Source organism: Janthinobacterium sp. KBS0711 (assembly GCF_000988085.1).
GTDB classification, from domain to species: Bacteria; Pseudomonadota; Gammaproteobacteria; order Burkholderiales; family Burkholderiaceae_D; genus Janthinobacterium; species Janthinobacterium lividum_E.
The window spans coordinates 301,294-321,212 of record NZ_LBCO01000007.1 but is presented as its reverse complement, the minus strand read 5'-3'; the positions used below and the strand labels follow the sequence as shown (position 1 = coordinate 321,212).

At 62.9% G+C, this 19,919-nt stretch carries 15 protein-coding genes; 8 read left to right on the top strand and 7 right to left on the bottom strand.

Translation table 11 applies throughout. The features are described from left to right. Positions 1 to 13: 13 nt before the first annotated feature. The 3 genes from trxB (at position 14) to VM94_RS05290 (ending at position 2,402) form a co-directional block, all read left to right on the top strand. A complete protein-coding gene (gene trxB, locus VM94_RS05300) occupies positions 14 to 967 on the top strand; it encodes a thioredoxin-disulfide reductase (RefSeq protein WP_034758671.1) in 954 nt (317 codons plus the stop codon). A gap of 7 nt (positions 968 to 974) precedes the next feature. Then, positions 975 to 1,649, top strand: coding sequence for a Smr/MutS family protein (locus VM94_RS05295; RefSeq protein ID WP_046682494.1), 675 nt, complete (start codon positions 975 to 977; stop codon positions 1,647 to 1,649). A 123-nt stretch (positions 1,650 to 1,772) separates the two neighbouring features. Continuing rightward, positions 1,773 to 2,402: a trimeric intracellular cation channel family protein gene (locus VM94_RS05290; protein ID WP_034758680.1), complete on the top strand. Its 630-nt coding sequence runs from the start codon at positions 1,773 to 1,775 to the stop codon at positions 2,400 to 2,402. A gap of 150 nt (positions 2,403 to 2,552) precedes the next feature. Here VM94_RS05290 and VM94_RS05285 read toward each other — a convergent pair whose 3' ends face one another. Next, the gene (locus VM94_RS05285) at positions 2,553 to 2,891 is read right to left on the bottom strand and encodes a P-II family nitrogen regulator (protein WP_034758685.1); all 339 of its coding nucleotides are present in this window, start codon (positions 2,889 to 2,891) and stop codon (positions 2,553 to 2,555) included. A gap of 41 nt (positions 2,892 to 2,932) precedes the next feature. Then, the gene (locus tag VM94_RS05280) at positions 2,933 to 4,549 is read right to left on the bottom strand and encodes an NAD+ synthase (RefSeq protein ID WP_046682493.1); all 1,617 of its coding nucleotides are present in this window, start codon (positions 4,547 to 4,549) and stop codon (positions 2,933 to 2,935) included. 91 nt (positions 4,550 to 4,640) lie between these two features. On the opposite strand from VM94_RS05280, the gene VM94_RS05275 reads away from it, so the two are divergent. Beyond that, positions 4,641 to 5,774, top strand: coding sequence for a GNAT family N-acetyltransferase (locus tag VM94_RS05275; protein WP_046682492.1), 1,134 nt, complete (start codon positions 4,641 to 4,643; stop codon positions 5,772 to 5,774). 51 nt (positions 5,775 to 5,825) lie between these two features. Here the strand turns inward: VM94_RS05275 and ppa are convergent, their stop codons facing one another. After that, positions 5,826 to 6,368, bottom strand: coding sequence for an inorganic diphosphatase (gene ppa, locus VM94_RS05270; protein WP_034786159.1), 543 nt, complete (start codon positions 6,366 to 6,368; stop codon positions 5,826 to 5,828). A gap of 613 nt (positions 6,369 to 6,981) precedes the next feature. On the opposite strand from ppa, the gene VM94_RS05265 reads away from it, so the two are divergent. Further along, positions 6,982 to 9,417, top strand: coding sequence for a membrane-bound PQQ-dependent dehydrogenase, glucose/quinate/shikimate family (locus VM94_RS05265; protein WP_046682491.1), 2,436 nt, complete (start codon positions 6,982 to 6,984; stop codon positions 9,415 to 9,417). 72 nt (positions 9,418 to 9,489) lie between these two features. Here the strand turns inward: VM94_RS05265 and VM94_RS05260 are convergent, their stop codons facing one another. The 4 genes from VM94_RS05260 to hemC are packed head-to-tail and all read right to left on the bottom strand — an operon-like array spanning position 9,490 to position 13,615. After that, positions 9,490 to 10,686 (bottom strand): heme biosynthesis protein HemY, encoded by a 1,197-nt coding sequence (locus VM94_RS05260; RefSeq protein WP_046682490.1) that lies wholly within the window; start codon positions 10,684 to 10,686, stop codon positions 9,490 to 9,492. A 4-nt stretch (positions 10,687 to 10,690) separates the two neighbouring features. Continuing rightward, positions 10,691 to 11,839: a uroporphyrinogen-III C-methyltransferase gene (locus tag VM94_RS05255; RefSeq protein ID WP_046682489.1), complete on the bottom strand. Its 1,149-nt coding sequence runs from the start codon at positions 11,837 to 11,839 to the stop codon at positions 10,691 to 10,693. After that, positions 11,836 to 12,618 carry a uroporphyrinogen-III synthase gene (locus VM94_RS05250; RefSeq protein ID WP_046682541.1) on the bottom strand — a complete coding sequence of 261 codons (783 nt, stop codon included), beginning with the start codon at positions 12,616 to 12,618 and terminating at the stop codon, positions 11,836 to 11,838. Before VM94_RS05250 ends, VM94_RS05255 begins: the two co-directional genes overlap by 4 nt. Then, the gene (hemC, locus tag VM94_RS05245) at positions 12,611 to 13,615 is read right to left on the bottom strand and encodes a hydroxymethylbilane synthase (RefSeq protein WP_082127566.1); all 1,005 of its coding nucleotides are present in this window, start codon (positions 13,613 to 13,615) and stop codon (positions 12,611 to 12,613) included. Before hemC ends, VM94_RS05250 begins: the two co-directional genes overlap by 8 nt. A gap of 243 nt (positions 13,616 to 13,858) precedes the next feature. Here hemC and ppc point away from each other — a divergent pair, with 243 nt between their 5' ends. The 3 genes from ppc (at position 13,859) to VM94_RS05230 (ending at position 19,881) form a co-directional block, all read left to right on the top strand. Further along, positions 13,859 to 16,714, top strand: a complete 2,856-nt coding sequence (ppc, locus tag VM94_RS05240) for a phosphoenolpyruvate carboxylase (RefSeq protein WP_046682488.1) — start codon at positions 13,859 to 13,861, stop codon at positions 16,712 to 16,714. Between the two features lie 175 nt (positions 16,715 to 16,889). Next, positions 16,890 to 18,686 (top strand): PAS domain-containing sensor histidine kinase, encoded by a 1,797-nt coding sequence (locus VM94_RS27135; RefSeq protein ID WP_052755528.1) that lies wholly within the window; start codon positions 16,890 to 16,892, stop codon positions 18,684 to 18,686. A 55-nt stretch (positions 18,687 to 18,741) separates the two neighbouring features. Further along, positions 18,742 to 19,881, top strand: a complete 1,140-nt coding sequence (locus tag VM94_RS05230) for a hypothetical protein (RefSeq protein WP_046682487.1) — start codon at positions 18,742 to 18,744, stop codon at positions 19,879 to 19,881. The last annotated feature ends 38 nt before the right edge of the window (positions 19,882 to 19,919 follow it).

Below are 19,919 nucleotides of genomic sequence, written 5' to 3'. Positions count from 1 at the left end.
AGAGAAGCTTCCCATGACCACTACCAAACACGCCCGCGTTTTGATCCTCGGCTCCGGCCCAGCCGGCTACAGCGCCGCCGTCTACGCCGCCCGCGCCAACCTGAACCCGATGCTGGTCACCGGCGTGGAACAAGGCGGCCAGTTGATGACCACCACCGACGTGGAAAACTGGCCCGGCGACCCGATGGGCGTGCAAGGCCCGGACCTGATGCAGCGCTTGCTGCAGCACGCCGAGCGTTTCAATACGGAAATCGTGTTTGACCACATCCACACCACGTTCCTCAATGAAAAGCCGATCCGCCTGAAGGGCGACAGCCACGAATACACGTGCGACACCCTGATCATCGCCACGGGCGCGTCAGCGCAATACCTGGGCCTGCCATCGGAAGCGGAATTCATGGGCAAGGGCGTGTCCGCCTGCGCCACCTGCGATGGTTTCTTCTACCGCAACCAGGAAGTGGCCGTCGTCGGCGGCGGCAACACGGCCGTCGAAGAAGCGCTGTACCTGTCGAACATCGCCAATAAAGTCACGCTGATCCACCGCCGCGACAAGTTCCGCGCGGAAGCGATTTTGATCGACCGCCTGAACGCCAAGGTTGCCGAAGGCAAGATTGTGTTGAAATATAACCACACTCTGGACGAGGTGACGGGCAACGAAGGCGGCGTGACGGGTCTGAACATCAAGTCGACCATCGACGGCAAGGTCGAAGCATTGAGCGTGCATGGCGTGTTCATCGCCATCGGCCACAAGCCGAACACGGGCATCTTCGAAGGCCAGCTGGACATGCACAACGGCTACATCAAGACCAAGACGGGCCTGGAAGGCATGGCCACGGCCACCAGCGCACCGGGCGTGTTTGCGGCCGGCGACGTGCAAGACCACATCTACCGCCAGGCCATCACCAGCGCCGGCACGGGTTGCATGGCAGCACTGGACGCCCAGCGCTACCTGGAAGGCCAGGAGTAAGCGTCGCATGGCGTCGATGAAAGACTTTGCCGACCTGAAAGCGGTCAGCAAGCAGCTCAAGGAGCAGGCGGATGCGCGCGCCCAGGCTGAAGCGGAGCGCGCCAAGCAGGTCAAGGTGCAGGCCGTGGAGAGCAATCTGTTCAAGGCCAGCATCGGCGGCGTCAAACGTTTGCCCGAGTCGGACCGCTACGTGCCCAGCCTGCCCAAGGCGGGCGCGGTCAGCGCCCAGCAGCCGGCGCGCAAGTTGTCTCCGGAAGAGGACGATGCGGCCGTGCTGCGCGAATCGCTGTCGGACTTGTTCGAAGTCGACCATTACCTGGAAAACGATCCGGCCCTGAACTACGCCCGTCCCGGCGTGGGACCGGACGTGGTCAAGAAGATGCGCAAGGGCCACTGGCCCATCCAGGATGAGCTGGACTTGCACGGCTTGCGCCGCGACGAGGCGCGCGACGGCATCGGCGCCTTTTTGAACCAGGCGACGCGGCGCAAGCTGCGCTGCGTGCGCGTGATCCACGGCAAGGGTTTTGGCTCGAAAGGCCAGGAACCGGTCTTGAAATCGATGGTGCACAGCTGGCTCGTGCAAAAGGATGAAGTCATCGCCTTTTGCCAGGCGCGTCGCTCCGAAGGGGGCGATGGCGCCCTCGTCGTATTGCTTTCTTCCGCCCTGCAGCCCATCCGCTGAGCACAGCAGCAAGAAATTACAATTCAGTAACAAGTTAGCCCACGCGCACGGCCCCGTTTGTCACCATTCGGGGCCGTGTCATGTTAACCTGTGACAATTATTTCCTGCTCAAGCGCTCCACCCATGATGCCACCCCAATTGCCGCCTGGCTCGCTGATCAAGATCATTGAGGTCATCGCCATCCTGGTGGGCGCGTTTTCCGGCTTCATCGAAGCGCGCCGCAAGCGCATGGACCTGGTCGGCGTGTTCGTCGTGGCATTCATCACGGCATTCGGCGGGGGGACTTTGCGCGACATCCTGCTCGACAAGCGACCGTTGTTCTGGGTTTCGCACCAGGAATACGCAATACTCATCTTCGTGCTGGCCCTGACGGCCGCGCCCTTGATCCAGCACTTGCGCCAGATCGTCTCGGAACGCCTGATCGTCATTGCCGACGCCATCGGCCTGGGCATGTTCGCCATCGCGGGCGTGGCCGAAGCGACGCGCGCCGGCATGCCGCTCTTCATCGCGTCGATGATGGGGGTGATTACGGGGATTTTTGGCGGCGTGATGCGCGACATCGTCTGCAACGAAGTGCCGATGGTATTTCGCGACGGCAAACCGTACGCGATCTGCGCGTTTTTCGGCTGCTGGGCTTATTTATTGCAGATGCACTTCGGCGCCGAGCACGACTTCGCGCTGTGGACCAGCGCCAGCGGCATCACGATTCTGCGCCTGATATGCTGGAAATTCGATATGCGCCTGGGGCGCTGAAGGGCAATTCGGCGGCTTTATTGGCTCGGCAGCGTCGGCTTACGCGCTGGCGCGCTAACCCGACCTACGGCCTACGGTATGACACACATTGCTACGGGTAGGTCGGATTAGGTCCGGAGGACCGTAATCCGACAACATTGTTGGCCAGACTTACACCGCGTCTGGACCAGTCTCACCGGTACGAATGCGTATCACCTGCTCCACATCGCGCACGAAAATCTTGCCATCGCCGATCTTGCCCGTGCGGGCCGCCTTGATGATGGCGTCGACCACCAGTTCCGACACGCTGTCGTCTACCACCACTTCCACTTTGACTTTCGGCAAGAAGTCGACCACGTATTCGGCGCCACGGTACAGCTCGGTATGACCCTTCTGGCGGCCAAAGCCCTTCACTTCCGTCACGGTCAAGCCCGTCACGTTCACGTCGGCCAGGGCCTCACGTACTTCGTCGAGCTTGAATGGTTTGATGATGGCGGTAATCTGTTTCATGGCTACTCCTTAAAATTGTTGGATTGCGGACAGATGGCTGTTTATTCGTAGAACTTCGACGTAATCGGATAACGCCAGTCGCGGCCGAAGCCACGGTGCGTGACGCGGATGCCCACCGGCGACTGGCGCCGCTTGTATTCATTGATCTTGATCAGGCGCGTGACCCGGGCCACATCGGCCGGCGGATAGCCAGCCTCGATAATCTCGGCGATCGGCCGGTTTTCTTCCATGTACAGCTGCATGATGCCGTCGAGCACGTCGTATGGCGGCAAGGAATCCTGGTCCAGCTGGTCGGCGCGCAATTCAGCGGACGGTCCGCGCGTCAGGATGCGCTCGGGTATCACGTCCGACACGCTGTTGCGCCAGGCGCACAGCCGGTACACGAGGGTCTTGGCGATATCCTTGATCACGGCAAAGCCGCCCGCCATGTCGCCATACAGGGTGCAATAACCGACCGCCATCTCGCTCTTGTTGCCCGTCGTCAGCACGATGCTGCCATGCTTGTTCGACAGGGCCATCAGCAAGGTGCCGCGGATGCGCGCCTGGATGTTCTCTTCCGTCGCGTCTTCCGCCAGTCCGGCGAACTCGTCAGCCAGGGTAGCGCGGAAGGCGTCGAAGGTTTGCTTGATCGGAATTTCATCGTAGCGCACATTGAGGCGTTTTACCATGTCGCGCGAATCGATCCACGAGATATCGGCCGTAAATTGCGACGGCATCATGACGGCGCGCACCTTGTCGGCACCCAGCGCATCGACGGCAATCGCCAGGGTCAGGGCGGAATCGACGCCGCCCGACATGCCGATCAGCACGCCAGGGAAACCGTTCTTGCCGATATAGTCGCGCACGCCCAGCACCAGCGCCTGGTACACCTGCGCCTCGGTGGTCAATGGCGCGGCCAGCGGCTGCGGCACGGGCGTGGCGCCGTCGAACTCGACCAGCTGCAAGTCTTCCTCGAAGTGGCGCAGCTGGGCGCACATCGTGCCGGCCGCATCCATGACGAAGGAATCGCCATCGAAAATCAGTTCATCCTGGCCGCCGACCAGATTAGCGTACACGAGGGCCATGCCTTGCGCGCTGACATTCCTGCGCATGGTTTCATAACGCAGATGCTGCTTGTTCATGTGGTAGGGCGAGCCGTTCGGCACCAGCAGCACTTGCGCGCCGGCCGCGCGGGCGCGCGCAGGTGCATGCTCGAACCACGTGTCTTCGCAGATATTGATGCCGAAACGCACGCCCTTCACGCCAAACACGAAAGCCTGGTCCGACGACGTGAAATAACGCTTTTCATCGAACACGGTGGTGTTCGGCAAATCGTGCTTGCGGTAGGTGCCCAGCACTTCGCCGTTCAGCAACACGGAGGCGGCGTTGTGGCGCACACCCTTTTCGTCTTGCAGGGGCAAACCCACCACCACGTGCAAATCCTTGAACTGGGCCAGGTCGGCAGCCAGTCCCGCAAACGCTTCCTGCGTTTTTGCGTAGAATGCATTGCGCAGTAATAAGTCCTCGGGTGGATAGCCGACCAGCGACAGTTCCGGCGTGAGCACGATATCGGCGCCCGCTTCAAAGGCGCGGCGGGAAAGGTCGACGATCTTGGCACGGTTGCCGGCCAGATCGCCGACCGTACTATTCATTTGAGCAATTGCGACTTTGACTGTCATGATGATGATGGATATTTTCGTTCTATTAAACAAGACAGGGGCGCGCAGGCCGGTGGCGGCGCCCCGAGAGTGATGAATGCACACTACAACAATGAATTATCGCACGGCTATCGTCACTACCCTGGCTGAAATTGGCGAAGCGGCCTGGTCTGAACTGCTGGCCAGCCAGGCGGAGGCCAATCCCTTCCTTTCCTACGCCTTTTTGCACGCGCTGCACGAGTCCGGCTGCGCCAGCGCGGACACGGGCTGGCAGCCGAATTACCTGGTGCTGTGGCAAGGCAAATCCTTGGCCGCCGCCCTGCCCCTGTACCTCAAAATGCACTCGTATGGCGAATACGTGTTCGACTGGGCCTGGGCCGACGCCTATCGGCAACATGGCCTTGAATATTACCCGAAACTGCTGTCCGCGATTCCATTCACGCCTGTGAGCGGCGCACGCCTGCTGGCCCGCGACGGCGAGGCGCGCGCCGCACTGCTGGCCTTTCTTCAAGCACAGCAGCAAGCGGCCGACGTGTCGTCCTGCCACATCCTGTTCCCGCCGGAAAGCGAAGCGCGCCAGCTGGAGGAAGCTGGCTATCTGATGCGTAGTGGCGTGCAGTTTCACTGGCTCAATCCCGGCTACTCGGATTTCGAACAATTCCTCGCCACCCTGGAACACAAGAAGCGCAAGAATATCCGCGCCGAGCGGCGCAAGGTGCGGGAAGCAGGCGTCACCATGCGCCAGATACGCGGAGCGAACGCCACGGACGCGGACTGGCAGCTGTTCCACCGCTGCTACAGCAATACCTATGCGGAACACCGCTCCTCGCCCTATCTGTCGCTGGACTTCTTCCGGCGCATCGGTACGAGCATGCCGGAAAACATTCTATTGGTGATCGCCGAGCATGAAGGCCGGGCGATTGCCGCCTCGCTGGTGATCCACACAAAAGACACTTTATATGGCCGCTACTGGGGCGCGCTCGAGCACGTGCCCTGTCTGCATTTCGAGACGGCGTACTACCAGCCGCTGGAATTTTGCATCGCCAACGGCATCGCCACCTTCGAGGGCGGCGCCCAGGGTGAGCACAAGATGGCGCGCGGCTTCCTGCCGCAAAAGACGTGGTCTGCCCACTGGCTGGCGCACCCGGCCTTCGCGGACGCCGTGCAGCGCTTCCTTGAACGCGAACGGGGCGGCATCGATGCCTACCTCGATGAATTGAACGAACACAGTCCTTTTCGCGCATAAAAAAACGCTCCCGGCCATGACTGGCGGGGAGCGTTTTTTTACCGGGTGTTCTTAGGCTTTGGCGGCGTCGGTCTTGAAGGCAGCGACGCCGTTCAGGATTTCTTCCTTGGCCACTTCCGGGCCATACCAGCCGTCGATCTTGACCCATTTGCCTTTTTCCAGATCTTTGTAGTGCTCAAAGAAATGCTGGATCTGGCGCAGGCGCAGTTCGTTCAAGTCTTCCGGCTTTTGCCAGTGGCTGTAGATCGACAGGACCTTGTCGACTGGCACGGCCAGCACTTTCGCGTCTTCGCCCGATTCGTCGGTCATTTTCAGCACGCCGATAGGACGGCAGCGCACGACCACGCCCGGGATCAGCGGGAACGGGGTGATGACCAGCACGTCGACCGGGTCGCCGTCCGGCGACAGGGTGTTCGGCACGTAGCCGTAGTTGCACGGGTAATGCATGGCGGTACCCATGAAGCGATCGACGAAGATCGCGCCGCTTTCCTTGTCGACTTCGTACTTGATCGGATCGGCATTCATCGGGATTTCGATGACGACGTTGAAATCGTTCGGCAGGTCGCGGCCGGAAGAGACGTTATTCAAACTCATGGGATTCCTCATTAGCGGGTGGTGTTTTAACCGCGCAATTATAGCGAAGTACAGGCCGCTTGTGCGATGCAGCAGCAGCCCGCCGGCGTTTTGCGCGTCCTGCCAGCAACAGTGGCGCGCCGCGTCCGCCGAACCCCAGAGCCTGCCACCGGGAGTATAAACAGCCCACCAAAAATAATAAGTAGAAACACTTAAGCATTACTACGGTCGCCACCAAGTTAATGCCGCCAGTATCCGCCTATTTTCATTTCAATATCACCATGTGGCAAACATGGTTATTATATTTTATATTGCATTTTATGCAGCCACTTATAACAACAGCGTCAATCTTATTCTCCCTGCAATACGGGAGCATGACGACGTCGCCGCTTCAACACACTCCCCCCAGCCCTGGAATCCCCTCTTCCAGCATAATATTTGCGCTTATTTGTAGCATTTATTGATTCAAATGGCGGACCTTCCAAAAAATGGCGCGACCAGAAGACAATCATCAATTCTGATAAACTGTCACATTCTGGTGTTTCCAAAATTTCGCATACTCTGCAAACAAAGCCTGCGCTAGATTCAATATGGCGCTTCCACGCGCCACCGATAAATCCTTGCAAAAAGGAATATGATGATTCCCTCTTTCCGGCCCGGGCCTTTATTAAAGGTCACCGGCGTTATTTTCATTCTGTTTGGCCTCGCCCTGCTGGGCGGCGGCATCTGGCTGGCCTCTCTGGGCGGCTCTTGGTACTACCTGCTGGCCGGCATAGGCATGCTGATCGCAGGCGTGCTCGTCTTCAAAGGCAAGCGCAGCGCGCAGCCGTTCATGGCGCTGCTGCTGATCGCCACCCTCATCTGGTCCGTCATTGAAGTGAAGTTCGACTGGTGGCAACTGCTGCCGCGCCTGGACATCTGGTTTGCCGCCGCCGTCTGGTTGTTGTTGCCCTTCGTCAGCCGCCGCCTGGCACCACCCGCTGCCGCCGCGGCGAAACAGGGTCAAGCGGGCAAGACGGCGCTCTCCGCCGCCGTGGCCCTGACCGTCATCGCCGGTGTCATCGCCCTGTTCCAGGACTACCATGACCTGCATGGCGACGTACCGGCCGAAAACATGGCCGCCACCGCCACGGGCGACCTGGCGCACGGCGTCGAGCACAATGACTGGTCCGCGTATGGCCGCTCCGGCTATGGCGACCGCTATGCCCCTGCCGCGCAAATCACCCCGGCAAATATTTCCGGCTTGAAAGAAGCCTGGACGTATCATACGGGCGACTTCAAGGGTCCGAACGACCCAGGCGAGATCGCCAACGAAGTCACGCCGCTGAAGGTCAATGACATGCTGTACCTGTGCACGCCGCACAATATCGTCATCGCCCTGAACCCGGACACGGGCAAGGAAATCTGGCGCCACGATCCGAAGATCAACCGCGATGCGGCCAGCTACCAGCACATGATCTGCCGCGGCGTGGCGTACTGGGACGTGAACGCGGGCCGCGCGAAGAACAATCCAGCACCGGAAGCTGCCGGCATGGAATGCCCGCGCCGCATCCTGGCGCCCACCATGGACGGCACCATGATCGCCGTCAACGCCGATACGGGCGAGTCGTGCAAGAGCTTTGGCAACAACGGCGTCGTCAACCTGTATAAAAACATGGCCATGATCAAGCGCGGTTTCCTGATGCCGACCTCGCCGCCGGCCGTGTCGCAGAAAATGGCCGTGATCGCCGCCAGCGTGACGGACAACCATTCGACGGAAGAGCCGTCGGGCGTGATCCGCGGCTACGATCCCGTCAGCGGCAAGCTGATGTGGAACTGGGACCCGGCCACGCCGGAAGATACGGCGCCCTTCCCTGAAGGCAAGAACTACACCAACAATTCGCCGAACTCGTGGGGCGTGGCCAGCATCGATGAAAAGCTGGGCATGGTCTACATTCCGATGGGCAATGAAACGCCCGATACCTGGGGCGGCAACCGCAACAAGAATGGCGAGAAATTCAACAGCGCCATCGTCGCGCTGGACTTGGCAACGGGTAAAGTGCGCTGGGTCTACCAGACCGTGCACCACGATATCTGGGATATGGATATCGGCGGCCAGCCTAGCCTGGTCGACATCGACACGCCGAAAGGCAAAGTGCCGTCCGTCGTGGCCACCACCAAGCGCGGCGACATCTACGTGATCGACCGCCGCGATGGCAGCCTGGTCGTGCCGGCGCCGGAAAAACCCGTACCGACGAGTAATCCTGCCGCTGGCGACACCCTGTCGCCCACGCAGCCGTTCTCGGCCCTGACGTTCCTGCCTGAGCGCAATATCAGCGAAGCGGACATGTGGGGCACGACGCCGTTCGACCAGCTCGCCTGCCGCATCATCTTCAAGGAACGCCGCTATGAAGGCCCGTTCACGCCGCAAACTGCCGGCAAGGGCGCCGTCATTTCCCCGGGCCCATTGGGTATCTTTGAATGGGGTGGCGCGGCCATCGATCCCGTGCGCCAGTTGTTGATCGTCAACCCTGATTACATGGGCTTCCTCGAAAAACTCGTACCGCGCGCGGAAACGACGGCCAAGGGCGGCACCGGTGGCGAAATGGGCTTGCAGCCGCAGACGGGCGTACCATTCGCCGTGGAAATCAAGGCATTCCTGTCGCCGCTGGGCTTCCCATGCCAGGCACCGCCGTGGGGCTATGTGGCCGCCGTCGACCTGCGCACGATGAAAAAAGTGTGGATGCACAAGAACGGCACCACGCGCGACAGCGGTCCCGTGCCGATCCCGCTGCCACTGGGCGTCCCTAGTCTGGGCGGCATGGTCACCACGGGTGGCGGCGTGACCTTCCTCAGCAGCACGCTCGACTACTACATCCGCGGCTACGATGTCAGCAACGGCAAAGTGATCTGGAAAGCCCGCTTGCCAGCCGGCGGCCAGGCCACCCCGATGAGCTATGTGTCGAACAAATCGGGACGCCAGTTCGTCGTCGTCATGGCCGGCGGCCACGGTTCGCTGGGCACGAAGATGAGCGACACCCTGGTCGCATATGCCTTGCCGGAAGGCACTGCAGCAGTACCGAAGAAGTAAAGTAGCAAAGTAGCAGCGCAAAAAAAGCCGTTCAGTCTGCACTGAACGGCTTTTTTACGTCTGAAGAAACAACTACAGGATGGTCGCCAGCGCGCACTGCCGGTAATGGGCGGCAGCCTGTTCCGTCTGCTGCAAGGCGTCGTGCATCTGCGCCAGCTTCAGGTGGGCGTCGCGCACCATTTGCGGCTCGTTCGCATCCGACAAAGCCTGCTCCAGGTGACGCTGGGCCTTGCCCCACAGTTTTTGCTTGAGGCACAAGGTGCCCAGAGTCAGCGCCAGTTCCGCATCCAGCGGACGCTGTTTCATCCATTGCTCGCAGTGCTCAATCTGCAGCAGCAGGGCCGGCGTGCCGCTTGGCGCCGCCGCTTCGCGGTAGGCGCGCACGACGCGCTCGTCCCAGTCGGCGGCCAGCGACTCTTCGCACACGAGGCGCGCTTCATCGTGCAGACCGCGCGCATTCAGGGCCGTGGCGGCGCGGCAGGCGATATACGGCTTGACCCGGTCGCTGCTGGGCACGGTGGACCACACGCGCATCAGCGATTCGGCGTCATGCGATTGGTCGGACAGCAAATGGTCGTAGGCCAGTTCGCGCAGGCGCGACGACAGGGCCGGATGCAGGGCGCGGTGCTTGTCGAGCGAACGCACGAGGCGCAGCACTTCCGGCCAGTTCTTCGCCTGCTGCTCGGCCTTGAGCGACCATTGCAGCGCGTGGATATGGCGCGTGCCGCTGGCATTGAGTTCGCGCACGGCGGCCAGGGCCGCTTCCGGCTGGTGGTCGTCGACCAGCAATTCCGTCACCGTCATCAAGCGCGCCGTCTTCAGGCTGGCGTCGCCTTCGACGCGGGACAGCCAGCTGTCGCGGCGTTCGGACTGGCGCATGCGGTGCGCGGCGCGCGCGCCGATCAGCGCGGCCAGGCCGGCGTTTTCTTCCAGCTCGGCGGCCCGCAAGGCGGCTTTTTCCGCATGACCGAAACGGCCTTCGAACAGGGCTTTCAAGGCTTCGCGCAAGCCCTTGTTGCCATCGCGCTCACGCTTGCGCTGGCGGTAGGCCGCCACTTGCGCCGGCATGCGCACGGTGGCGCGCACGGCGCGCACCAGCAGGTACAGCAGCACGAACAGCACGACCTGCAGCAGCAGGAAGAAGTTCAGCGACAAGTCGATGCGGTAAGGCGGATAGAACAGCACCACGTTGCCGGGATTGAAACGGGCCGTCACGGCGATACCGATCGCCGCGGCCATCAGGGCGAGTAACCAGAGGAATAGACGCATGGGCTCAGGACTTCGCTTTGTAGTTGCGCACAGCCGTCAGGCTGTCGGACAAGGTTGGCATTTCGATGGCCAGGTTGCTGCCCTGCACCTGGCGCAGCAGGGCTTGCGCCGTCTGCGTGCTCTTGGCGCGGGTGTCGAAATACTTGGCCAGCGCATCCTGCGCAGCGATCAAGTCGTTACGGAAAGCCGTTTCATTGCGCGACAACAAGGCCATGCGGGCATTGAGCAGGCGCAGCTTGACGTTTTCACGCAAGAAATACGATTGCGTCGGCGACAGCATCAGCGCTTCTGGCGTATCGACGCGGCGGATGCGGATCAACTGGCGCACGTCGGCCCACATGTCGCCGCTCCAGGTATTGAAGCCGTCGCGTACTTTTTGCAGCATCGGTTCCGGCGCAGGCGGACCCACCAGCTTGCCGGCGGCGTCGCGCACGGGCTTGGCCTTGCCCGGTTTTTCCGGCGCGGCCGGCAAGGCCGGCGTTTCGTCGGACAGCATCGGCAGCGAATCGACCTGGGCGATCACGGCGTCGAGGCGCAGGGCCACGCCCGTCGAATCGACGCTAGGGAGGGCCTTGAGTTTTTCCATGTCGCGGCCGATGGCGCGGCGGATGGTGATGAATTGCGGCTTGTCGGAACGCGACAGGCTGCGGTCCGCGTTTTGCAGGGCGATCAGCGCGCCGGGCACGTTGCCGGCCAGTTGCAGCTGCTGGCTGGCCGTCGACAGCACTTGCTCGATTTCCGTCAGCGCCCACTCGTCACGATTCTTCGACAAGTCGTTATACAGTTGTTCCAGGGCCAGCTGCTGGCTTTGCGTTTCGCTCTGGCGATTTTCCAGCGCGCCCACCTTGATTTCCAGCTCTTTCGTGCCTTCTTGCACGTTGCGCGCCAGCACGCCCGTTTCGGCGTTGCTGACATCGCCCTTTTGCAGGCGCTTGGCCACTTCTTCGCGCAGGTTGCGGATCTGCTTGCTGGACGACCAGCTTTGCGCAGCCAGCAGCACGGCCAGCACGATGACGGCGATGCTCATGGGCTTTTGCAGCTGTTCCAGCAAGGTCGGCGCGCGGCCGGCAGGTTGGTCGGCCGCCTGCGGCGCCGTCTTCACGGCGCTGCCAGGCGTTGCATTCGGTTCGGAGAGTGTAGGCATTTCGTTCATGGTCGTGATTGTAACGCGGCGAGCACTCCTGCGTCGCCTGATCCTGTCAGGGTGACACGGGCAAAACCCAGGGCCGCCGCCGTTTGTGCAATGCGGGCGTGCGGCACGATCAGATGCTGCTGTTGCATTTTCACAACAGCCGTCTTTTCAACATCCATTTCACCCAGCAGCGCCAGCAAACCGCGCAGCGCTTCCGAGCTGGTGATGATCCAGTCATTATTATGCTGCAACAGCTTTTCCAGGGTCGCCCGCAAGGCCGGCGTCAGCGTCGGCACCTTGCGGCGGTAGGCGGTGACGAACTCGACTTCGGCGCCGGCCGCGCGCAAGCCGTCGGCCAGGTAATCGCGTCCGCCATCGCCGCGCACGATCAGCACGCGCTTGCCGCGCAGGGCCGGCAAGTCCAGCGCCAGCAACAGATGTTCGGAATCGCTGCGCGCCGTGTCAAACGGACTGGTGATGGCCGCGTTGGCGTCCGTGACGCCATGCGCGGCCAGGGCCATCTTGCTGCCCTCGCCCACCACGGCCAGCGGCAAGCCGGCCGGCCAGACGGGCAAGTGCGCAAAGATGCAGTCGATGGCGTTGGGTGAAACGAAGGCCACCAGGTCAAACTCGCGCAGGCGCGCCAGCACGGCCTGCAAGTGCGCGCATTCTTCCTCGCCGTCAAGCGCGTGGATTTCCAGCAGCGGCAGCAGTTGCACGGGCAAGCCCAGCGCCGAGATGTGGGCGGCCAGCGGCCCCGCTTGTTGCGCGGGCCGCGTGATCACCACGGTGTCAGGCATGCGGCGCCAGGCCTTCATGGTTGTCGGGCGTGACGGCGCACGAGGCGAGGATGCCGGCGGCGTCTTGCCCGCGCAGCAGTTCGGCCACTTGCTCGCCCAGCAGTTCGGGTGCCGCGGCCGGGCCACTGACGTCGGCGCTGGCCATGCGCGCGCCGTCCGGCGTGGCGACCATGGCGCGCAAACGCATCTGCTCGCCCTCGACGGTGGCGAACGCGGCCAGCGGAATCTGGCAGCTCCCGCCGAAAATCTTCGACACCTTGCGCTCGGCCGTGACGGCTTGCGCCGTGGCCGCGTGGTTCAGCGGCGCCAGCAGGCGCACCAGGTCGGCGCCATCCGCACGCCCGCTGCGGATCTCGATCGCCATGGCGCCCTGGCCGGCGGCAGGCAGGCTGTCTTCCGGCGCCAGCACGGCGCGGATGCGCGATTCGAGTCCCAGGCGTTTCAGGCCGGCGGCGGCCAGGATGATGGCGGCGTAATCGCCACGGTCCAGCTTGCCCAAACGCGTATCGAGGTTGCCGCGCAGGGGCAGTATCGTCAGGTGCGGATAACGGGCGGCGATCAGCGACTGGCGGCGCAGGCTGCTGGTGCCGACGACGGCGCCATGCGGCAGATCGGCCAGGCTGGCGTAATCGTTCGACACGAACGCGTCGCGCGGGTCTTCGCGCTCGAGAATGGCGGCCAGGGCAAATCCTTCAGGCAACTCCATCGGCACGTCTTTCAGCGAATGCACGGCCAGGTCGGCGCGGCCTTCTTCCATCGCCACTTCCAGCTCCTTGACGAACAGGCCCTTGCCGCCTACCTTGGACAGGGCGCGGTCCAGAATCTGGTCGCCGCGTGTGGTCATGCCGAGAATTTCAACGCTACACTGCGGATACAGGGCGGCCAGACGCGCACGCACGTGTTCAGCTTGCCACATGGCAAGACGGCTCTCGCGCGTGGCGATCACCAGGCGGGCAGGAATATTCAATTCGTTCGGGGTCAATTCGGATGCTTTCAAAACAAGTTCTTTCGCTGTGGCTGTCGTTGTCATTATCGTTGCCAATTCGCCCGTCCGATATCAATTTGTATCGGAATGGTGGCCGGCGTCGCTATAATCGTTATCCCTTGGCCTAGAAGGCCAAGTCAGGCTAGCGTCCATGTTGAAGACCACAAATTTTATCATGCGCCCCCTCCCCTCTGCGGCCAAACGCCCGGTGCGATCCACATTCCCTTGCTTTTACACTTACTTTGGTTCTTTATTATGCTCAATGACGCAGTAGCACCAGAAATAGTTCCAGCGGCCGGCTCCGACAAGGATGCGCCGCTGAAAGAAGACATCCGCCTGCTGGGCCGCCTGCTGGGCGACGTGCTGCGGGAACAGGAAGGCGACGCCGTCTTCAATGTGGTGGAAACCATACGCCAGACTTCCGTGCGCTTCCGCCGCGAAGCGGACGCGGACGCGGCCCTGGAACTGGACGCCATGCTCAAGGAACTGAGCCGCGAACAGACGATTTCCGTCGTGCGCGCCTTTTCCTACTTTTCGCACCTGGCCAACATCGCGGAAGACCAGCACCACATCCGCCGCCGCCGCGCCCACCTGCTGGCAGGTTCCCCTGCGCAAAAGGGCAGCGTCAGCTTCGCGCTGAAAAAACTGCGCATGGCCGGCGTGCCGCGCAAGACCGTCGACACCTTCTTCCAGGACGCCCTGATCGCGCCCGTGCTGACGGCCCACCCGACGGAAGTGCAGCGCAAGAGCATCCTCGATGCCGAGCACGACATCGCCCGCCTGCTGGCCGAGCGCGACCTGCCGCAGACGCCGAAAGAGCGGCAAGCCAACATGCAGTTGCTGCGCTCGCGCGTGGCCACCCTGTGGCAGACGCGCATGCTGCGCTATTCGAAGCTGACGGTGGCCGACGAGATCGAAAACGCCCTGTCCTACTACCGCATCACCTTCCTGCGCGAACTGCCGGGCCTGTATGACGACATCGAGGAAGACATCGCCGCCGAGTATCCGAACGGCGACGGCACCATCGAGCCGATCAACGCCGCCTACGTGCAGATGGGCAGCTGGATCGGCGGCGACCGCGACGGCAACCCGAACGTCAACGCGGGCACCATGCAGCACGCACTGGCGCGCCACGCCACCACCATCCTCGACTTTTACCTCGACGAAGTGCACGCGCTGGGCGCGGAATTGTCCGTCTCGACCCTGATGGTGGGCGTGAGCGCCGAACTGCAGGCGCTGGCCGACCAGTCGCCGGACGCTTCGCCGCACCGCAGCGACGAACCGTACCGCCGCGCCCTGATCGGCATCTATGCGCGCCTGGCCGCCACGGCCCGCGCGCTGGGCGCCACCAACATCCTGCGCAAGGAAGTGGGCGCGGCCGCCGCCTACCCTGACGCGGCCGCGTTTGTGGCCGACTTGCGCACCATCGTCGCCTCGCTCGAATCGCACCACGGTGCGGCCCTCGTGCGCCCCCGCCTGGCGACCCTGGCGCGCGCGGCCGACATCTTCGGCTTCCACCTGGCGTCGCTCGACATGCGCCAGACCTCGGACGTGCACGAGCGCGTGCTGGCCGACCTGTTCGCGAAAAGCGGCGTGGCCGCCGATTACACGGCCCTGTCCGAAGAAGACAAGCAAGCGCTGCTGCTGAACGAACTGGCCCAGCCGCGTTTGCTGTACTCGCCCTACATCGCCTACGCCACGGAAACGGATTCCGAGCTGGCGATCCTGCGCACGGCGCGCGACATCCGCCAGCGCTACGGTGCGCGGGCCATCCGCAACTACATCATCTCGCACACGGAAACCGTGTCCGACTTGCTGGAAGTATTGCTGCTGCAAAAGGAAACGGGCTTGCTGCGCACCGACTGGAAAGCGGGAGGCGACGGCGACGGCGACAGCACGTGCGAGCTGATGGTCATCCCCCTGTTCGAGACGATCCCCGACCTGCAGCGCGCGGCCGGCATCATGAGCCAGGTCATGGCCTTGCCACTGGTCAAACAGCTGATCGCCAAGCAGGGGCAGTTGCAGGAGGTCATGCTCGGCTATTCCGACTCGAACAAGGATGGCGGTTTCCTTACGTCGAACTGGGAACTGTACAAGGCGGAACTGGCGCTCGTGTCCGACTTTCAAAAGGCCGGCGTCAAGCTGCGCCTGTTCCATGGCCGCGGCGGCACGGTGGGTCGTGGCGGCGGACCCAGCTACGAAGCCATCCTGGCCCAGCCGCCGGGCACCGTCAACGGCCAGATCCGTTTGACGGAACAGGGCGAGATCATCGCGTCGAAGTTTTCCAACGCGGAAATCGGCCGGCGCAACCTGGAATTGCTGGTCGCCGCCACCCTGGAAGCGAGCCTGGCGCCGCAGGAAGCCAATCCGGCCCGCAACAGCCAGCTGGCACAGTTCGAAGCCGTGATGGCGGAACTGTCGGACCTCGCCTATCACGCCTACCGCCACCTCGTGTATGAAACGCCGGGCTTTACGGAGTATTTCTTCTCGGCCACGCCGATTGCGGAAATCGCCGAACTGAACCTCGGCTCCCGTCCCGCCTCGCGCAAGGCCAACCAGCGCATCGAAGACTTGCGCGCCATTCCCTGGGGCTTTTCCTGGGGCCAGTGCCGCTTGCTGCTGCCGGGCTGGTTCGGCTTCGGCAGCGCCATCGAGGCCTGGATCAACCAGGCCGACGGCGCCGCGAAGGACGACAAGATCGCCACCTTGCGCGCCATGCATGCCGAATGGCCATTCTTTGCCACCCTGCTGTCGAACATGGACATGGTGCTGGCCAAGACGGACTTGGCGATCGCCTCGCGCTATGCGGAACTGGTGGCGGACCAGGACTTGCGCGAACGCATCTACAAGCGCATTACGGACGAGCATGGCAACACCTTGCGCTGCCTGGAGCTGATCACCGGCAATACCGAACGCCTGGCGGGCAATCCGCTGCTGGCCCGCTCGATCCAGAACCGCTTCGCCTATCTCGACCCGCTGAACCATTTGCAGGTGGAATTGATCAAGCGCAACCGCGCGCTGTCCAGTGCCAGTAAAGTGGATGAACGGGTGCACCGCGGTATCCAGCTGTCGATCAACGGCGTCGCGGCAGGCCTGCGCAACACGGGCTGATCACGTCAAACTGCCATCGGCAGGCAGGGGCCGGCACCGCAAGGGCCGGCCTTTTGCTTTCCCAATGGAAAAATATTCTCAAGAAAACAACATTTGGTATTACACTGGCGGCTGACACTCCCCCTCTCCGGCGCCAGGCGCACGGCAGCGGCCAACCATGACGCCAGGAACGCGGATGAGCAAATGGTCGATTGAAACGCTGAGTGCGGCATGTGCCGCCCTCATCCTGATCATGCTGGGCTGGCTGGCGGGCGCGGCCTGGCAGGAGCTCGACTTCTGGGAACATGTCTGGCTGTCGCTGCTGCTGGCGACGTCCGCCAGCACAGCCATGTGGCTGATGCGCAAGCTGCGCGCCCACGTGGCCAACACGCGACTGCAGCTCGACGCCAGCGTCATGCGCTACCGCGACCTGAGCGAGACGGCGCAGGACGGCATGTGGCAAACGGACGCGCAAGGCACGATATTGCATATCAACCAGCGCCTGTGCGACATGCTGGGTATCCCGGCGGAAAAGCTGCTGGGCCACAAGATGAGCGAATTTCACGACGAAGCGACCTTGCTGCGCCTGTGCCCGCTGATGCGCGAGCAGGAGCGCAGCTGCATGGGAGAGCTGCAATACCGGCACGGCGACGGCTCGGAACGCTGGGCCATGATCAGCGGCCGCTGCCTGTACGACCAGCTGGGTACCCTGACGGGCGCGCTCGTGCTGGCCAGCGACATCACGGAACAAAAGCGGGCCGAACACGCATTGAGCGTGGCCCATACGGAGCTGGAAAACCGCGTGGCCCTGCGCACGGCCCAGCTGCTCGACGTGAATATCCAGCTGTCCGCGGAAATCGCCATGCGCGCGCAAACGGAAGCAGCCCTGGCGCGCAGTGAAGAGCGGCTGCAGGACATCATTTCCATGATGCCCCTGTCGCTGTTCCTCAAGGATGCCGATTCGCGCATCGTGCTGATGAACCAGGCCTGCGAACAGCAATGGGGCGTGCGCCAGCAGGACATCGCCGAGGGACGCGACCTGCAGCATTTCCCAAAGGAACAGAACATGGGCTTCCACGCGGCGGACCAGGAAGCGTTTGCCAGCCGCAAGGTGGTGATCCGCGAAGAATTGGTATGGAACGCGCAGTTGCAGGAAAACCGCCTGGTGCAGACGCACAAGAAACCCGTGTTTGACGCCGACGGCCGGCCGCAGATGATCATCGCCATGGCCATCGACATCACCGACAGCAAGCGCAACGAGGAAAACCTGGAGCGCACCCTGGCCCAGCTGCGCGAACTGACCGACCACCAGCAAACCATCAAGGAAGAGGAGCGGCGGCGCATCGCGCTCGACATTCATGACGACCTGGGCCAGAACCTGATGGTGCTGCGCATCGATGTGTCGCTGCTGCACGCGCGCACGGCCAAGGCCCACCTGCGCCTGCACCGCCACGCGCAGCGCGTGCTCGACACCATCGACGCCACCATCCGCTCCGTGCGCACCATCATCAATGACTTGCATCCCAGTACCCTCGAGCTGGGACTGGGCCCGGCGGCAGAATGGCTGATCCGCCAGATGGAGGGCCGCGGCGCCATCCGCTACCGGCTCTCGCTCGACAGCGAGGCGCCCGACCTGGGCCTGGACCAGCGCCAGACGTCGGCCATCTTCCGCGTGCTGCAGGAATCGCTGTCGAACATCGTGCGCCACGCCCAGGCCAGCGAAGTGGAAGTGGCGCTGGCGCAGGATACGGACGCCATCGTGCTGCGCATCAGCGACAACGGCATCGGCATGCAGCCGGGCGACCACGGCAAGCGGGCCGCCTTCGGCCTGAAAAGCATACGCGAACGTGTCCATGCCCTGGGCGGCGAACTGCGCATCGACAGCCAGGCCGGCCAGGGCACGGTGCTGGCCATCCACTTGCCGCAACCCAGGAAAGGCGCGCCGGCCGAGAATGACGAAATACAAAGATTAGTAAAAACAGTAGCAAATTGAGTATCAATTTTGAACATAAAAAAGTATAGTAAGTTTTTTCTTTGAGGAAACTATCATGCTGCCACGGTTCTCCCGCTTCCCCGCTCCACTGCTCGGCCTGTGCCTGCTGGCCGCCGTCTCCACCGCCAGCGCCACCATCTATGCCGAACGGGGCTTTGGTGAAAGAGATGGCAACGGCAGCATCGCGTCCGACCTGAACCCGGCCGGCCTGGTGGCCGGCATCATCATGGAAGAAGAAGGACGGCGCCGCGCCGTGACGTACCAGCATGGCCGTATCCGCGAGCTGGGCACCCTGGGCGGCGATGAAGGTTTTACCAAGGCCATCAATATCCATGGCGTGGTGGTCGGTTCGGCGCAGACGGCCAGCGGCGCCTGGCACGCCTTCCGCTACGACGCGGCGGGCGGCATGCGCGACCTGGGCACCCTGGGCGGCACCAGCAGCTATGCCACGGCCATCGCGCGCGGCGGCCAGGTGGCCGGCTATGCCGATACGAGCGGCGGCGATTTCCACGCCTTTGTGACGCAAGCCGACCACAGCCTGCAAGACCTGGGCACCCTGGGCGGCGCCAGCAGCTATGCCAGCGGCCTGAACAGCCATGGCGTGGTGGTGGGCACGGCCCAGCGCGGCGACGGCTACCGCCGCGCCTTCGTCTACCGGCCCGGCCCGGGCATGCAGGAAATCGGCACCCTGCCCGGCGGACGCATCAGCTCAGCCACCGCCATCAATGACGCGGGCCTGATCGTGGGCGCCTCGGAAACGGAAAAGCGCCGCTGGCACGCGTTTGCCTGGGACGGCAAGCGCATGCTCGACCTGGGCGCCATGATCGGCCAGGGCGACAGCTACGCCACGGCGGTCAACGCTGCCGGACACGTGGTCGGCAGCGTCAACATCAACGGCTATGAACCGATGACCTTTGTCTACAAGGAAGGCGTGATGACGGTGCGCCGCCGCGACGACGGCCTGTACCTGACCAACAAGATCACGGACGCCGGGCTGGTGGTGGGCGCCGTCTACACGGGGCATAAATTCCAGGCCTTCGCCGTGCCGTCGCAAGCGTCGCCGGCGCCCCCGCGCCGCAACCCGCTGGACTGGTTCTTCATGACCGTCATCGCCGCCGCCTGCGGCGCGGCACTGTACCGCGCGCGGCGCCACTTCCGCACCGGTCTGCAAGGCCAGCGCACGTATTTCATGTAAGCCAACGCTGGGGATGGACGAAAAAAAAGAGGCTTGCG

What these genes read in the sequence shown, in the direction of transcription:
- trxB (WP_034758671.1), top strand. Translation starts at nt 14, where the DNA reads ATGACCACTACCAAACACGCCCGCGTTTTGATCCTCGGCTCCGGCCCA.
- VM94_RS05295 (WP_046682494.1), top strand. Translation starts at nt 975, where the DNA reads ATGGCGTCGATGAAAGACTTTGCCGACCTGAAAGCGGTCAGCAAGCAG.
- VM94_RS05290 (WP_034758680.1), top strand. Translation starts at nt 1,773, where the DNA reads ATGATGCCACCCCAATTGCCGCCTGGCTCGCTGATCAAGATCATTGAG.
- VM94_RS05285 (WP_034758685.1), bottom strand. Translation starts at nt 2,891, where the DNA reads ATGAAACAGATTACCGCCATCATCAAACCATTCAAGCTCGACGAAGTA.
- VM94_RS05280 (WP_046682493.1), bottom strand. Translation starts at nt 4,549, where the DNA reads ATGACAGTCAAAGTCGCAATTGCTCAAATGAATAGTACGGTCGGCGAT.
- VM94_RS05275 (WP_046682492.1), top strand. Translation starts at nt 4,641, where the DNA reads ATGAATTATCGCACGGCTATCGTCACTACCCTGGCTGAAATTGGCGAA.
- ppa (WP_034786159.1), bottom strand. Translation starts at nt 6,368, where the DNA reads ATGAGTTTGAATAACGTCTCTTCCGGCCGCGACCTGCCGAACGATTTC.
- VM94_RS05265 (WP_046682491.1), top strand. Translation starts at nt 6,982, where the DNA reads ATGATGATTCCCTCTTTCCGGCCCGGGCCTTTATTAAAGGTCACCGGC.
- VM94_RS05260 (WP_046682490.1), bottom strand. Translation starts at nt 10,686, where the DNA reads ATGCGTCTATTCCTCTGGTTACTCGCCCTGATGGCCGCGGCGATCGGT.
- VM94_RS05255 (WP_046682489.1), bottom strand. Translation starts at nt 11,839, where the DNA reads ATGAACGAAATGCCTACACTCTCCGAACCGAATGCAACGCCTGGCAGC.
- VM94_RS05250 (WP_046682541.1), bottom strand. Translation starts at nt 12,618, where the DNA reads ATGCCTGACACCGTGGTGATCACGCGGCCCGCGCAACAAGCGGGGCCG.
- ppc (WP_046682488.1), top strand. Translation starts at nt 13,859, where the DNA reads ATGCTCAATGACGCAGTAGCACCAGAAATAGTTCCAGCGGCCGGCTCC.
- VM94_RS27135 (WP_052755528.1), top strand. Translation starts at nt 16,890, where the DNA reads ATGAGCAAATGGTCGATTGAAACGCTGAGTGCGGCATGTGCCGCCCTC.
- VM94_RS05230 (WP_046682487.1), top strand. Translation starts at nt 18,742, where the DNA reads ATGCTGCCACGGTTCTCCCGCTTCCCCGCTCCACTGCTCGGCCTGTGC.